Genomic DNA, 13,623 nt, shown 5'->3' with positions numbered 1-13,623 from the left:
GAGGGGCCTTGAGACGCTCAAGCCCGGTTCGCCGCGCTCAACACAGCCCGTACGCTCGCGGTGGCGATATCCGCGTCGATCCCGACCCCGAACACCGTCCGCCCGTCCGGTGTCCGGCACTCGACATAGGCCGCCGCCTGCGCATCGGCACCATGCCCGATCGCATGCTCGCTATAGTCCACCACATCCAGGCTCGGCCCGGTCGTCCCCGCCAGCGCGTCGATCACCCCCGAGATCAGCCCGTTGCCCTTCCCCGAGATAGACTGCTGCACGCCGTCCACCGCGATCCGCCCGACGAACAGCCGATTGCCCGCGGTGCCACTCTCTTCATAGTCGACCAGCACGATCCGCGCGTCCGCGCCCGGCAGATAGACCCGGTCGAACAGCGCGCCGATATCCCCCGCATTGAGCTCGCGGCTCGTCTCGTCGGCCAGCGCCTGCACGTGTCGGCTGAAATCGGCCTGCATCCGCTTGGGCAGCTTGAATCCGCGATCCTGCTCGAGCACCCAGGCGACGCCGCCCTTGCCCGACTGCGAGTTCACCCGGATCACCGCCTCATAATCGCGTCCCAGATCCTTGGGGTCGATCGGCAGATAGGGCACGTCCCAGATCTCGTCGTTGCGCGCTTCCTGCGCCGAAAAGCCCTTCTTGATCGCATCCTGGTGGCTGCCCGAAAAGGCAGTGAACACCAGTTCGCCGGCATAAGGATGCCGCGGATGCACCGGCAGCTGGTTGCAATATTCGACGGTATTGATGACCGCGTCGATGTCCGAAAAATCCAGTCCCGGATCAACGCCTTGCGTGTACATGTTCAGTGCGACTGTCACGAGATCGACATTGCCCGTCCGCTCGCCATTCCCGAACAGGCAGCCCTCGACCCGGTCCGCGCCCGCCAGCAATCCCAGCTCGGTCGCCGCCACCCCGGTGCCGCGATCGTTGTGCGTGTGCAGGCTGATCACCACGCTGTCGCGGTTGCGGATGTTGCGTCCGAACCATTCGATCTGGTCGGCATAGATGTTGGGCGTTGCCGCCTCGACCGTCGCCGGCAGGTTGAGGATTAGCGGGCGCTCGGGCGTGGGCCGCAGCACTTCCATCACTGCCTCGCAAACCTCGACCGAGAAATCGAGCTCGGCGGTCGAGAAGGTCTCGGGCGAATATTCGAAATGCCAGTCGGTGTCGGGCCGTTTGGCCGCCTCGTCGCGCATCACCTTGGCGCCCAGGATCGCGATCTCGCGCACTTCGTCGCGGCTCATCCCGAACACGATCCGCCGCCACGCCGGCGACACCGCGTTGTACAGATGCACGATCGCGGTCTTGGCACCTGCCAGCGACTGGAAGCTCGTCTCGATCAGGTCGCGCCGCGACTGGGTCAGCACCTGTACCGTCACATCGTCGGGAATGCGCCCGTCGCGCACCAGGCCCGAGATGAAATCGAATTCGGTCGCGCCGGCGCTGGGAAAGCCGACTTCGATTTCCTTCAGCCCCACCTTGCACAGCAATTCGAAGAAGCGGGTCTTCTTTTCGCCGTCCATCGGGTCGATCAGCGCCTGATTGCCGTCGCGCATGTCGGTCGAGAGCCAGCGCGGCGGCCGGGTGATCGTCTTCGACGGCCATTGCCGGTCGGGCAGGTCCACCTGGGGAAAGGCTCGGTATTTGACGCTCGGATCGCGCAACATGGCTGTGACTTCCTGTGGCTCGGCCGCGACGCCTAGGGGTGCGCGCCGCAGTGATCAATGATGCAAGTGAAATGGCCCTCAGGCGGCCGGCGCTGATGCGCACGGAAACGAACCGCCTAAGGGCGGCTAAGTCGTAGCGTCAGGAGGCCGAGCATGGTCACCCCCGCAGGATAGCGGGATGATCGATGTATGTCACGCGCTCTGATGAAAGTTAGTTTTTACGCGGGTTTAACCGGTACCGCTTAGACGCGGATTTCCAGCGACAGGATCCGGCATGCTTCAACTCGTCTATGTCAGCAGCGTTACCCCGGGTGCCGGTGCCACGGATCCCGCCGCGATCCTCGCCGTCTCGCGGGCCAATAATCGCCGCGATGCGATCACCGGCATGCTCTATGCCGACGGCGGACGCTTTCTCCAGGCGCTCGAAGGGCCGCCGGACAAGGTCGAAGCAGCCATCGACCGGATCAAGGCGGACAAGCGACATCGCTCGATCGTCATCCTCTCCAGCCGCGAAATCGAGACGCGCGAATTCGGCGAGTGGGAAATGGCGCACAGCACGCCCGGGGAAGACGCGGACAGCTTCATCGCCCGCATCGCCAAACTCGCCGCCAATGCCTCGCCCAACGTGCGCGCCACTTTCGAAGGCTTTGCGCAGGCCCGGCGCGGCGCCTGATCATTCCGCGGTGAGATTGTCCTCGCCGGCCGGAGGCGGTGTCTGCTCCGGGGGTGGCGGCGTCTCGGAAGCCTTCGGGCTCGGCGTGGCGACGATCTCGGCCATCGGCGGCTCCGCAGAATAGTTGGTGCCGGTGGTGCCGCCTCCGCCGCATGCGCCCAGCGCCAGCAATCCCGTCAAAACCCCAATCCGCACCCCCGCCCGCATCATCGCCTCCCTTGTTGGTGGCGCAGCGATAGCATGCACGGCCGCCGCCGTCTCCTACGCCGCCGCGCACCGCCGCTGCAACCAAATGGGCCAGCCTGCGCTTAGCCGGTCCAAGACAGGAGAAATCGCATGGCTGAGGACCTCGAAAAGGGCGACCGCGTGACATGGAAATCGCACGGCGGCACCGCGCATGGCGAAGTGCGCTCTAGACAGACGCGCGATACCACGATCAAAGGGCATCAGGTGCGTGCATCCGAGCACGAACCGCAGTACATCGTCGAAAGCGACAACGGTGGTAAGGCTTCGCACAAGCCGGCGGCGCTGACGAAGGAATAGCCCGGTTACGGGTACGAACAGGAGAACAAATATGGCCGAGACAAAAGCAGCAGGCGGCGCACGTGGCGGCATCGCCAAGCCGGTGACCCCGTCGCCGGAACTGGCCAAGATCACCGGCCCCGACGCCCTGCCGCGCAGCGAAGTCGTCAGCAAGATGTGGGCATATATCAAGAAGCACAACCTTCAGAACCCTGAAAACAAGCGGGAAATTCTGGCGGACGACACGCTCAAGCCGATCTTCGGCGTCGACAAGTGCACGATGTTCGAGATGAACAAGCTGCTCTCGAAGCATATGAAGTAAGCCGCTCGCCGGCGCAGGCCGGCGCGCTTGCCTTCACGCTGGGGCGGGTCTCGAAAGGGGCCCGCCCCATTCGTATGGGCCGCAGCGATCGGCTAGGGAATGCGGCGGGGAAACCCCGCGAATCACGCCTCGTCACGGGGCAAAGGAAGCCATCATGACCGAGCGTTTCGAACGCCACCGCCAGCCCTGGACGCAGGACGAGGTGCAAAAACTCCACACTTTGGCCAAGAAAGGCATGCCGCTGAAGTCGATCGCCAAGGCGATGACCCGCAGCGAGGAGTCGATCAAGGACCGCGCCAAGGCCGACGGTCTGTCGATCAGCAAGCTACGCTAGCGTGCCCCTGTTATCGTCATCCCCGCGCAGGCGGGGATCCAGAGCCACAAAGGACGTCGCTTCGTCATCCTGGATCCCCGCCTTCGCGGGGACGACGCTCTCGGGGTGACCCACGACGCCATCATCCTCGGCGCAGGCGCAGCCGGCCTGATGTGCGCCGCGGTCGCCGGCCAGCGCGGCCGCCGCGTGCTGCTGGTCGATCATGCCGATCGCCCGGGCAAGAAGATCCTCATCTCCGGCGGCGGCCGCTGCAACTTCACCAATCTGAACACCGCGCCCGACCGCTACATCTCCGCCAATCCCCATTTCGCCAAGTCGGCGCTGGGTCGCTACACGGCACAGGACTTCCTCGATCTTGTGCAACGCCATGGCATCGCCTGGCATGAAAAGACGCTGGGCCAGCTCTTCTGCGACGGTTCCGCCCGCCAGATCGTCGACCTGCTACTCGACGAATGCGCGAAGGGCGGCGTCGACATCTGGCTCGGCGAACCCGCGACGGTCGACCATGGCGACGCCCGCTACCGTATCCGCTGCGGCACCCGCACCGCGGAGGCGCCTGCGCTGGTCATCGCCACCGGCGGCCCCTCGATCCCCAAGATGGGCGCAACTGGCTTCGCCTACGATCTCGCCCGCCGTTTCGGCCTCAAGGTGGTGGAACCCCGCCCCGCTTTGGTCCCCCTCACTCTCAGCGGCGAACAGGCCCTGTTCACCGAACTCTCGGGTGTCGCCACCGACGTGGTCGCGCGTGCCGGCAAGGCCGCCTTCCCCGAAGCCGCATTGTTCACCCATCGCGGCCTCTCCGGCCCCGCCATCCTCCAGGTCTCCAGCTATTGGCGCCACGGCGATCCGGTCGCGATCGACTTTCTGCCGAAATCCGCGCCCGGCTGGCTCGCTTCGGCCAAGCGCAGCCGCCCGCGCACCACGCTGCGAAAATTGCTCGGCGAGGCCCTCCCCGATCGCCTAGCCGAAACCCTCGCGGCGCAGCTCGCTCCCCAAGGCGAGCTCCAGACCCTCTCAGATCGCACCCTCCAGGAGGCCGAACGCCGCCTCCACGACTGGCGCTTCCTCCCCAACGGCACCGAGGGTTTCGCCAAGGCCGAGGTCACGATCGGCGGCATCTCCACCGCCGATCTCTCCTCGCAGACGATGGAGGCGCGCAAAGTCCCCGGGCTCTACGCGATCGGCGAGGCGGTCGACGTCACCGGCTGGCTGGGCGGCTATAATTTTCAATGGGCCTGGGCGAGCGGCTGGGCAGCGGCGCAGGCGCTGTGAAAGCCCTCCCCTTCTATTAAAAGCGTTTAGCCGCCCTATCTAAGACGGCTGAACAACGGGACGACGATGATGGCCAAAACGGCATTGGTAGTGGGCGCGAGCGGTATCGTCGGCAGCGCCACGGCGGATCTGCTGATGCGCGAGGGCTGGACGGTGCACGGCCTCGCCCGCCGGCCGCTCGAACAAGCGGGCCTGCTCCCCGTCGCCGCAGATCTCCAGGATGCCGCCGCCACTGGGCATGCCCTCGCCAATCTCCGCCCCGACGCGGTCTTCATCACCACCTGGCTGCGGCAGGACAGCGAAGCCGAGAATATTCGGGTCAACTCGGCGATGGTCCGCAATCTGCTCAATGCGCTCCGCTCCGGCGGCAGCACCCGCCATGTGGCGCTGGTGACCGGGCTCAAACATTATCTCGGGCCGTTCGAAAGCTACGGCAAGGGCGCGCTCCCGCAGACCCCGTTCCGCGAGGAGCAGCCCCGCCTCGACATCGACAATTTCTATTATGCGCAGGAAGACGAGGTCTTCGCCGCCGCCACGCGCGACGGCTTCGGCTGGAGCGTCCACCGTCCGCACACCGTGATCGGCAAGGCGGTCGGCAATGCCATGAACATGGGCACGACGCTCGCGGTCTATGCCACGCTCTGCCGCGAACTCGGCCGCCCCTTCCGCTTCCCCGGCTCGGCCGCGCAGTGGGAGGGCCTCACCGACATGACCGACGCCCGGCTCCTGGCGAAGCATCTGCTCTGGGCCGCAACCACCCCCGCGGCGCGTGACGAGGCGTTCAACGTCGTCAACGGCGATGTCTTCCGCTGGAGCTGGATGTGGCAGCGCATCGCCGAATGGTTCGGCGTCGAGGCAGCTCCCTTCGACGGCACGGTGCAGCCGCTGGAGACCCAAATGGCCGGTGACGCCGGGCTCTGGTCGCGGATCGCCGAGCGCGAGGGGCTTACCGAACCCGATCTCGCCCGCCTGGCCTCGCCCTGGCACACCGATGCCGATCTCGGCCGCCCAATCGAAGTCGTGACCGACATGGGCAAGAGCCGCCGCCTGGGCTTCACCGCCTATCAGCCCACCGACGACGCCTTTTTCGATCTGTTCACCCAGCTGCGCGCAGACCGCCTCATTCCTTGAGCGGATCGCGCCAGCGCCGCCACGGCGTCAGCGGCCGATAGCGCGCGACTTCGGTAGGGCCGTCGCTCTCGGCTTCGATCAGCGCGCGGCGCTTCAGATGGCCGATCCCTGCCTGGACCGATCGCTTCGACAGCCCGGTCCGCGTTGCCAGATCGGAATGGCTCAATGCGCAGCGCTCGCCCGCGGCGGTGATCGCGAGATAGACGAGAAAGGCGGACGGCCGCCGGTCATGCCCGACCAAATCGGCCATCAACCGATCCACCACGTAAAGATCCAACTCTATGGTATCCATTGCTATAGCAGTTGATGCCATGATCGACGCGCGTCAAGGCGCCAACTAGCCTGCCCGCTCAGGAGGCTCCCATGATCACCAAACTCAAATTCGCATCGATCCCCACCCGCGATCAGGACTCCGCGGTGCGCTTCTGGACCGAAAAGGTCGGCTTCCGCGTGACGACCGATCAGCCGATGGGTCCCGGCAAGCGCTGGATCGAACTCGGCATCCCCGGCGCCGAGACCGCGATCGTGCTGTTCACCCCCGACGGGCACGAGGACCGTATCGGCACCTTCTTCAACGGCTCGTTCGCGTGCGATGACGTCGACTATACCTACAAGCAAATGTCCGAAAAGGGCGTGTCCTTCGAGGGCCCGCCCGAGAAGCAGCCCTGGGGCACCTTCGCGAAGTTCAAGGACGAGGACGGCAACCTGTTCGTGCTCTCGTCGCGCTGAGCCTCAACGCAGCTGGCTGTCCTTGCTGCCGCGGCGGTTGATCCCGGCCTGCACGATGCGGCTGTCGCGCCCGGCCTGACATTCCACGCAGGTCCGCGCGCTCGGCAGCGCCCGGCGGCGCGCCGCGGGGATTTCCTCGCCGCAGATCACGCAATCCTCGGTGCCTTCGCCGCTCGGCATGCGCGCGCGTGCCGTCAGCACCGCATCGGTGATCGTGTCGTCGATCTGGTCCTGTACCGCGCCATCCCGCGCCCAGCCGGTCGCCATCGCTAATTCCCTGTCTTATCAGCAGTTTGATATGGGAAGGCGGTTGCAGATTTCCAGTCCGTCGCGGTGCGGCGCATGGGGTCGCGCCATAGCCCGGAAGTGCCGGCGCACAACGGTGGCATGGACCGACCCGGACCGCGGTGCGAGAAGCGGACAGCTTGGCCGCGCAACATTCTGCTTGCCCTTGGGGCCCGCCGCGCCCATCTGCACGGTTCCATGCCATTCTCAAATCTTCCGCCGCTTCTCAGCGAAGCGCTCGCCGCGCGTGAATATTCCGCGCCCACCCCCGTGCAGGCTGCCGTCCTCGAGCCCGAGGCCCGGGGCCGCGATCTCATCGTCTCGGCGCAGACCGGCTCGGGCAAGACCGTCGCCTTCGGCCTCGCCATGGCGACCGAACTGCTCGACGAGGCGGGCAAGATTGTCCCCGCCCGCGCCCCGCTGGCGCTCATCATCGCCCCCACCCGCGAGCTCGCGCTCCAGGTCAGCCGCGAGCTGATCTGGCTCTATGGCAGGGCCGGCGGCCGCGTCGCCACCTGCGTCGGCGGCATGGATGCCTCGAAGGAGCGCCGCGCGCTCAGCCATGGCGCGCATCTCGTCGTCGGCACGCCGGGGCGCCTGCGCGACCATCTCGAGCGCGGCGCGCTCGATTTGTCGGACCTCAAGGCGGTCGTCCTCGACGAAGCCGACGAGATGCTCGACATGGGCTTCCGCGACGATCTCGAGACCATCCTCGATGCCTCGCCCGACGGCCGCCGCACCCTGCTCTTCTCGGCGACGATGCCCAAGCCGATCGTCTCGCTGGCCAAGCGCTACCAGAAGGATGCGCTGCGCATCGCCACGATCGGCGAGGATCGCGGCCATGGCGACATCGCCTATCAGTGCATCACCGTCTCGCCGAGCGACATCGAGCATGCCGTCATCAACCTGCTTCGCTTCCACGAAGCCGAGACGGCGATGCTGTTCTGCGCCACCCGCGACAATGTCCGCCACTTGCACGCGACCCTGGTCGAGCGCGGCTTTTCCGCCGTCGCACTCTCGGGCGAGCATAGCCAGAATGAGCGCAACCATGCGCTGCAGGCCCTGCGCGATCGCCGCGCCCGCGTCTGCGTCGCCACCGACGTCGCCTCGCGCGGCATCGATCTGCCGTCGCTCAGCCTCGTCGTCCATGTCGAGCTGCCGCGCGATGCCGAGACGCTCCAGCATCGCTCGGGCCGCACCGGCCGGGCGGGCAAGAAGGGCACCGCCGTGCTCATCGTCCCCTATCCGCGCCGCCGCCGCGTCGAATCCGTCCTGAAGGGCGCGCGCATCAACGCCGAGTGGATCGAGACGCCGACGCCGGAGATGATCCGCGCCAACGATCGCGAACGCCTGCTCGCCGCTTTGCTCGCCCCGGTGGAGACCGACGAGGAAGATATCGCCCTCGCCGAGCGCCTGCTCGCCGAGAAGAGCCCGCAGGACATCGCCGCCGCTTTGGTCCGCGCGCACCGCAATGCGATGCCGCAGCCCGAGGAGATGATCGAGCAGACCCCCGAGGCGCGTCGCGAGGCGCAGCAGGAGCGGCATCGCCCCGGCTTCGAGGACATCGTCTGGTTCCGCATGAACATCGGCCGCCGCCAGAATGCCGATGCGCGCTGGATCCTGCCGTTGATCTGCCGCCGCGGCCACGTCACCAAGAATGAGATCGGCGCGATCCGCATCGGCCAGAACGAGACGATGTTTCAGGTCCCCCGCGCCATCGCCACCAAGTTCCAGGCCTCGGTCGCCAAGACCGCCGAGCCTGACGAGGATGTCCGCATCGAGCAGTCGGCCAGCGGCCCAGAGCAGCAGGAAGGCCCTCGCCCGTCGCGCGGACCCCAGCAGCGCGGGCCCCACGGCGCCGGCCGCCCCACCCTGCGCCACCAGGCCAAGCCCTATCAGCGCAAGGGTCCGCCGCGGAAGTGAGCGGCGGCATCCGCATCCTGGTCGATGCCGACGCCTGCCCGGTCAAGGAAGAGATTTACAAGGTCGCCTTCCGCCACGACGTGCCGGTGACGATCGTCAGCAACAGCCATTTCCGCGTGCCGGTCCATCCGCTGATATCGAAGCAGGTGGTCAGCGCCGCGTTCGACGCCGCGGACGACTGGATTGCCGAGAATAGCGACGCCGCCGCGATCGTGATCACCGCGGACATCCTGCTGGCCGATCGCGCGCTCAAGAACGGCGCGCAGGTCCTTTCGCCCACCGGCAAGCCCTTCACCACCAGCTCGATCGGCGGCGCCATCGCTACGCGTGCGATCATGGCCGATCTGCGCGCCGGCGGCGACCAGCTAGGCGGCCCCGCCCCCTTCGCGAAGGCGGATCGCTCGCGCTTCCTCTCGGCGCTCGACGCGGCGTTGGTAGGGTTGAGACGGCGCTAGCCGGATGCGGCGACCCGGCCTGGCCGAGCCGCCGCCGAAGCTTATTCGTAGCGCGCCGAGGTAACGTCGGTGTCCGCATTGTAGAACAGCGTGATCGACGAGATCTTGCAAAGATCGATGTTGGTCCACACCGCAGTGGTCTTGTCGTCATAGACGGCCTTGAGGTCCCACTTGCACGTATCTTCCGACTTGCTGAAGTCGATGTCGACCGACGTGTTGGTCACCAGGGCGTCCTCGCCCATGACATCTTCTTCCCAATTGTCGCTGCTGTGCGGCGCGATGTAGATTTCGTTGATCGTATAGCCGGTACGATTGCTGACCTTCAGCGTCTCGTCGGCAGCCAGAGCCGGCGACGCGGCAACGAACAGCAGCGCGCAGGCTGCGAATATGGACTTCATGCGATTCCCCCCCTTTGGATGCCCGCGATCGGGCATGCGCCGCTATTGCCAGTTTTTCCAGGATTGCGACTGAAATATTTCCGGGCGGGGGCGGTGCAGGGTTCGCGCAACGACTGGCGACTTACCGAAGCCACAGTAGATTCGATAGCAGAGGTCGGCGAATGTCTATTTCGATTTACGAGCCTCCCGAAGAACGTCCTCCATGTCATAGATCAGCTGCCGACCCGCGAGGCTGTCATCGGTTTTATCCTCAGGATCGGCTTCGAAATGCGCCCGCATCCGATCGGCCATTTCAACGAGCTTTTCATACCGCTCTTCGCCAAGACGTTTGCGGATTGCATTCAGCCCCTCTTTCAATGCGAAGAATTCGGTATCGATGCTCTGTTGCGGAAAGTAGCCGGTCTTGTCGACAAATGTCGGCGATCCCAGCATCATAGAGCCCAAAAGATCCCAAATCTCACCAATCGTCTGCGGCACATATGGTTCATAAGGGCGCATCTCAGTTCCCCGGTCGCTTGATGATGTAACTGCTACCTTTGCCAAGCTGCGATGGGCGTACGATGGCTACGGCACGAGGGCTGAACTGGGCATCGAAAAAGCCCCGAACCTGGGGCGTCGCAAGCGTCTTAGCACTGAGCGATACATCGAATGCGACATCCGCCACTCGCGCGTCGGGAATGCGATACGTTCGATCCGTCCCGGCAGCGGAATACTCTCCTCCCGACCACACGGACATCTCCATCGCGATGTGTTTCTATACCAAGCTGATTGAATAGGTTTCGGAGCTGTCCACGAACGCGCCGGTCTATGAAATTGCCAAGCGCTTCATTCTCGGAAAGTTTGACCCTCAACCGACCTGCCCTCAACAAAGCTAGGCCCTCAACATAAGCCATGTCGGTATGACGTTGAAGGTAGCGCAGCGTTTCCACCTGGAGAGGCCCTGTATCCCCTCTAACACGATACAACGCTGTAGCTCGATCCCATCGCAAACCATTAAGGTAGTTATTTTAACCTTCGACAGTTTGCGGGAAGCCAAAGGATTGAAATCGATAATTTGGATCAACGTCACGGATTTGCTTGATGAGCGCAGTTGCCTGCTTCTTTGTGAGCTCTGCTCTCAACGCATTGGCCGGGCCAGTAAAATTGAAGAAACCATCTGCCACTGCAATGATGCTTCCTCCAGGCGTATTTCGCAGACCGGGAAAAACCTGCTCCAAAGTCATCGGATCGTGAAAGGCTCGGCTGTTTCCGCCTGACCCGGTACGGCCCTGGCCCGGTCCACCTGGCGCGTACGCGGGCACAGCGGCGGGGAACGCCTCTCGCGCGCCACCGGCATTCTCACGATTGAATCCATCATCCGCAGATAATGAGCGTCGTCGTGACATGATGACGCGGTCAAGCGAGCGCGGCCCGCCCGGCGCGAAAGTGAACTGTCCGTTCCGAGGATCGTGATACGGATTAAACTTATACTCTACGGACGACGGGTCGCAGAAGGGAGAGCGGCCGGTCCTGAGATATTTCTCAAATGCCGTCCGCTCCGGCCTGCGCCTAAGCGTATCCTGCACCGCCATCCGACCCCCCGAGTAGAAGAACGTATAGAGAACATAATTCTCCGCGAATGTCAATAATGCGCATCGATGCGCCTAATGAACCCGGTTGCCGCCCCAACCCCCTCCCCCTAAGCTCCAGCCTCCAACACCACCCCGAGGCTCCATGCGCACCAAGACGATCCTGCTCGCCGCCACCTTCGCCACCGCGCTCGCCGCCGCCCCCGCGCAGGCGCAGGCGCAGACGGTGCGTGCCGAATCCGTTCGCGGCCATGTTTCCTATCTTGCCGGCGAAACGCTACGCGGCCGTGGCAGCGCAACTCCCGATGAGGCGATGGCGGCGGCCTATGTCGCCTCGGTGTTTCGCGGCATCGGGCTTCAGACCGCGCCGGGGATGCAAGGCTATACCCAGCCGATCGACATCGTCAGCACGCGCCTGAACGGCACCCCGACGCTCGCCGCCAACGGGTCCCCCGTCGCCGCGCCCTTGCTGTTCGCCTCCTCGGGCGAATCGATCCGCGGCAAGCTGGCCGTGTTCGCCGGCACCGATCCGAAGCAGGTGCCCGCCGCCGACGTCGTCATCGCCACCGACAAAAGCGTCAATCCGCTCGCCTTCGCCGGCGGAGTCGACCCCGCCAAGACGAAACTGGTGATCATCCGCAAGACCGCGGCGGTGACCGACTATTATGCCCGCATCGGCGGCGCCCCACGCCTGCCCCGCGCCTTCAAGGACGCCCCCGCCCGCCCGCGCATCACCGTCGTCGCGCTCGACGATGCAGCGTTCGACGCGCTCGCCGCGCAGGACGGCGCCGAGGTGGCGCTCGACGTCCCCGTGGTCGTGCAGCCGATGGTCACCACCAACGCGATCGGCTTTCTGCCGGGCACCGATCCCAAGGCCGGCGTGCTGCTGATCAGCGCGCATCTCGATCATCTCGGCGTCCGCCCGGACGGCCAGGTGATGTATGGCGCCAACGACGATGCTTCGGGCACCGCGGCGGTGCTCGAACTCGCCGCCGCCCTCTCCGCGGCCAAGCGCATGCGCCGCGGCATCCTGTTCGTGGCCTATGGCAGTGAGGAAGCGGGCGGCTTCGGCGCGCGCTGGTTCGTCGATCATCCCCCCGTGCCGCTGACCGACATCGTCGCCAATCTCGAACTGGAAATGATCGGCGCGCAGGATCCCAAGCTCCCCGCGGGCACGATGATGATGACCGGCTATGAGCGCTCGACCTTCGGCGAGACGCTCAAGGCGCATGGCGCGCTGGTCACCGCCGATCCCTATCCCGAGCAGAACTTCTTCCGCCGCTCCGACAATTATGCGCTCGCGCTCAAGGGCGTCGTCGCGCACACCGTCTCGGGCTGGGCGACGATCCCGAGCTATCACACGCCCGACGACACCGTCGCCAATCTCGACATCCCCTTCATGGCGCGCGCGATCCAGTCGCTGGTCGCGCCGCTGCGCAGCCTGGCGAACAGCGATTCCCGTCCCGAATGGAAGGAAGGCGGAAAGCCGAGCGAATGAAGGGGGCCCTCGCCGCCGGGCCGAACCGCGACTATGCGATCGGCCTCGCCCGCGCATTTGGCGGCGCGATCATCTTCGGGCTGCCGCTGCTGATGACGATGGAGATGTGGTCGATGGGCCACGCGCTCGATCCGCTCCGCTTGCTGCTGTTCGTCGCGCTGAACTTCGTCGTGCTCGTGTTCCTCTCGCGCTTCGGCGGCTTCGAATATACCGCCAGCCTGTTCGAGGACGTGCTCGACGCGCTTGCCGCTTATGCCGTCGGCATCGTCGCGGCGACGGCGGTGCTCGCCTTGTTCGCCGTGATCGAGACCAAACAGCCGCTCCAGCATCTGGTCGGGCTGATCGCGATCCAGGCCGTCCCCGCCAGTTTCGGCGCGATGATCGCGCGCAAGCAGCTCAGCAGCGGCGATCCGGAGGAGGATGACGAACATGCCGCACGCGCGGCGGGCTATGCCGGCCAGCTCTTCCTGATGATGGCCGGCGCGCTGTTCCTCGCCTTCAACATGGCGCCGACAGAGGAGATGATCCTGATCGGCTACAAGATGACCGCCTGGCACAGCCTTGCGCTGATCCTGGTCTCGCTGCTCGCGCTCCACATCCTCGTGTTCGCCGCGGGCTTTTCGGGCCAGAAAAGCGCGCCCGAAGGCTATGGCGTCGGCCGCCGGCTCGTCGCCTTCACCATCCCCGGTTACGCCATCGCCCTGCTGGTGAGCGTCTATATCCTGTGGACCTTCGGGCGCACCGATGGCGTGGAACTGGCGGCGATCGCCGGCACCACGGTGGTGCTGGCATTCCCCGCATCGATCGGCGCCGCGATCGCGCGGCTGGTGGTTTAGC

The 13,623-nt window shown here is 65.4% G+C and carries 18 protein-coding genes; 11 read left to right on the top strand and 7 right to left on the bottom strand.

What is annotated here, in order from left to right; all coding sequences use genetic code 11:
- Positions 1-17: 17 nt before the first annotated feature.
- Entirely contained in the window at positions 18-1,676 is a 1,659-nt protein-coding gene (gene leuA, locus OKW87_RS00735; RefSeq protein WP_265541483.1) for a 2-isopropylmalate synthase, read from the bottom strand.
- A 274-nt stretch (positions 1,677-1,950) separates the two neighbouring features.
- Here leuA and OKW87_RS00730 point away from each other — a divergent pair, with 274 nt between their 5' ends.
- Positions 1,951-2,349, top strand: a complete 399-nt coding sequence (locus tag OKW87_RS00730) for a BLUF domain-containing protein (RefSeq protein WP_265541482.1) — start codon at positions 1,951-1,953, stop codon at positions 2,347-2,349.
- On the opposite strand, the gene OKW87_RS00725 is transcribed toward OKW87_RS00730, so the two are convergent.
- Positions 2,350-2,529: a hypothetical protein gene (locus OKW87_RS00725; protein ID WP_265541481.1), complete on the bottom strand. Its 180-nt coding sequence runs from the start codon at positions 2,527-2,529 to the stop codon at positions 2,350-2,352.
- 156 nt (positions 2,530-2,685) lie between these two features.
- Between OKW87_RS00725 and OKW87_RS00720 the strand changes: the two genes are divergently transcribed.
- The 5 genes from OKW87_RS00720 (at position 2,686) to OKW87_RS00700 (ending at position 5,930) form a co-directional block, all read left to right on the top strand.
- Positions 2,686-2,892 carry a DUF2945 domain-containing protein gene (locus OKW87_RS00720; protein WP_265541480.1) on the top strand — a complete coding sequence of 69 codons (207 nt, stop codon included), beginning with the start codon at positions 2,686-2,688 and terminating at the stop codon, positions 2,890-2,892.
- Positions 2,893-2,923: 31 nt separating this feature from the next.
- Entirely contained in the window at positions 2,924-3,193 is a 270-nt protein-coding gene (locus tag OKW87_RS00715; RefSeq protein ID WP_265541479.1) for an SWIB/MDM2 domain-containing protein, read from the top strand.
- 154 nt (positions 3,194-3,347) lie between these two features.
- The gene (locus OKW87_RS00710; protein WP_265541478.1) at positions 3,348-3,527 is read left to right on the top strand and encodes a hypothetical protein; all 180 of its coding nucleotides are present in this window, start codon (positions 3,348-3,350) and stop codon (positions 3,525-3,527) included.
- Between the two features lie 105 nt (positions 3,528-3,632).
- Positions 3,633-4,799 carry an NAD(P)/FAD-dependent oxidoreductase gene (locus OKW87_RS00705; RefSeq protein ID WP_265541477.1) on the top strand — a complete coding sequence of 389 codons (1,167 nt, stop codon included), beginning with the start codon at positions 3,633-3,635 and terminating at the stop codon, positions 4,797-4,799.
- Between the two features lie 69 nt (positions 4,800-4,868).
- Complete coding sequence (locus tag OKW87_RS00700) at positions 4,869-5,930, top strand: SDR family oxidoreductase (protein WP_265541476.1); 1,062 nt, start codon at positions 4,869-4,871, stop codon at positions 5,928-5,930.
- Here OKW87_RS00700 and OKW87_RS00695 read toward each other — a convergent pair.
- Positions 5,920-6,180: a hypothetical protein gene (locus tag OKW87_RS00695; protein WP_265541475.1), complete on the bottom strand. Its 261-nt coding sequence runs from the start codon at positions 6,178-6,180 to the stop codon at positions 5,920-5,922. The genes OKW87_RS00700 and OKW87_RS00695 overlap by 11 nt on opposite strands.
- Positions 6,181-6,293: 113 nt before the next feature.
- Between OKW87_RS00695 and OKW87_RS00690 the strand changes: the two genes are divergently transcribed.
- A complete protein-coding gene (locus OKW87_RS00690; protein ID WP_265541474.1) occupies positions 6,294-6,659 on the top strand; it encodes a VOC family protein in 366 nt (121 codons plus the stop codon).
- Positions 6,660-6,662: 3 nt separating this feature from the next.
- Here OKW87_RS00690 and OKW87_RS00685 read toward each other — a convergent pair whose 3' ends face one another.
- The gene (locus OKW87_RS00685; protein WP_265541473.1) at positions 6,663-6,926 is read right to left on the bottom strand and encodes a DksA/TraR family C4-type zinc finger protein; all 264 of its coding nucleotides are present in this window, start codon (positions 6,924-6,926) and stop codon (positions 6,663-6,665) included.
- A 216-nt stretch (positions 6,927-7,142) separates the two neighbouring features.
- Between OKW87_RS00685 and OKW87_RS00680 the strand changes: the two genes are divergently transcribed.
- Together OKW87_RS00680 and OKW87_RS00675 are read left to right on the top strand one after the other, a co-directional pair.
- A complete protein-coding gene (locus tag OKW87_RS00680) occupies positions 7,143-8,867 on the top strand; it encodes a DEAD/DEAH box helicase (RefSeq protein WP_265541472.1) in 1,725 nt (574 codons plus the stop codon).
- A gap of 8 nt (positions 8,868-8,875) precedes the next feature.
- Entirely contained in the window at positions 8,876-9,322 is a 447-nt protein-coding gene (locus tag OKW87_RS00675; protein ID WP_265544180.1) for a YaiI/YqxD family protein, read from the top strand.
- 41 nt (positions 9,323-9,363) lie between these two features.
- On the opposite strand, the gene OKW87_RS00670 is transcribed toward OKW87_RS00675, so the two are convergent.
- From OKW87_RS00670 to OKW87_RS00660, 3 genes are all read right to left on the bottom strand, one after another.
- A complete protein-coding gene (locus tag OKW87_RS00670; RefSeq protein WP_265541471.1) occupies positions 9,364-9,720 on the bottom strand; it encodes an argininosuccinate lyase in 357 nt (118 codons plus the stop codon).
- Between the two features lie 165 nt (positions 9,721-9,885).
- Positions 9,886-10,218: a hypothetical protein gene (locus OKW87_RS00665; RefSeq protein ID WP_265541470.1), complete on the bottom strand. Its 333-nt coding sequence runs from the start codon at positions 10,216-10,218 to the stop codon at positions 9,886-9,888.
- 509 nt (positions 10,219-10,727) lie between these two features.
- Positions 10,728-11,291, bottom strand: a complete 564-nt coding sequence (locus OKW87_RS00660; RefSeq protein WP_265541469.1) for a hypothetical protein — start codon at positions 11,289-11,291, stop codon at positions 10,728-10,730.
- A gap of 142 nt (positions 11,292-11,433) precedes the next feature.
- Here OKW87_RS00660 and OKW87_RS00655 point away from each other — a divergent pair, with 142 nt between their 5' ends.
- Positions 11,434-12,786 carry a M28 family metallopeptidase gene (locus OKW87_RS00655; RefSeq protein ID WP_265541468.1) on the top strand — a complete coding sequence of 451 codons (1,353 nt, stop codon included), beginning with the start codon at positions 11,434-11,436 and terminating at the stop codon, positions 12,784-12,786.
- Positions 12,783-13,622 carry a TIGR02587 family membrane protein gene (locus OKW87_RS00650; protein ID WP_265541467.1) on the top strand — a complete coding sequence of 280 codons (840 nt, stop codon included), beginning with the start codon at positions 12,783-12,785 and terminating at the stop codon, positions 13,620-13,622. The genes OKW87_RS00655 and OKW87_RS00650 overlap by 4 nt, the downstream gene beginning before the upstream one ends.
- Position 13,623: the final 1 nt, after the last annotated feature.

It is taken from the genome of Sphingomonas sp. M1-B02 (assembly GCF_026167525.1).
Taxonomy (GTDB): Bacteria; Pseudomonadota; Alphaproteobacteria; order Sphingomonadales; family Sphingomonadaceae; genus Sphingomonas.
Note: the sequence above shows the minus strand (reverse complement) of the source record. Positions and strands in the feature narration are given on the sequence as shown.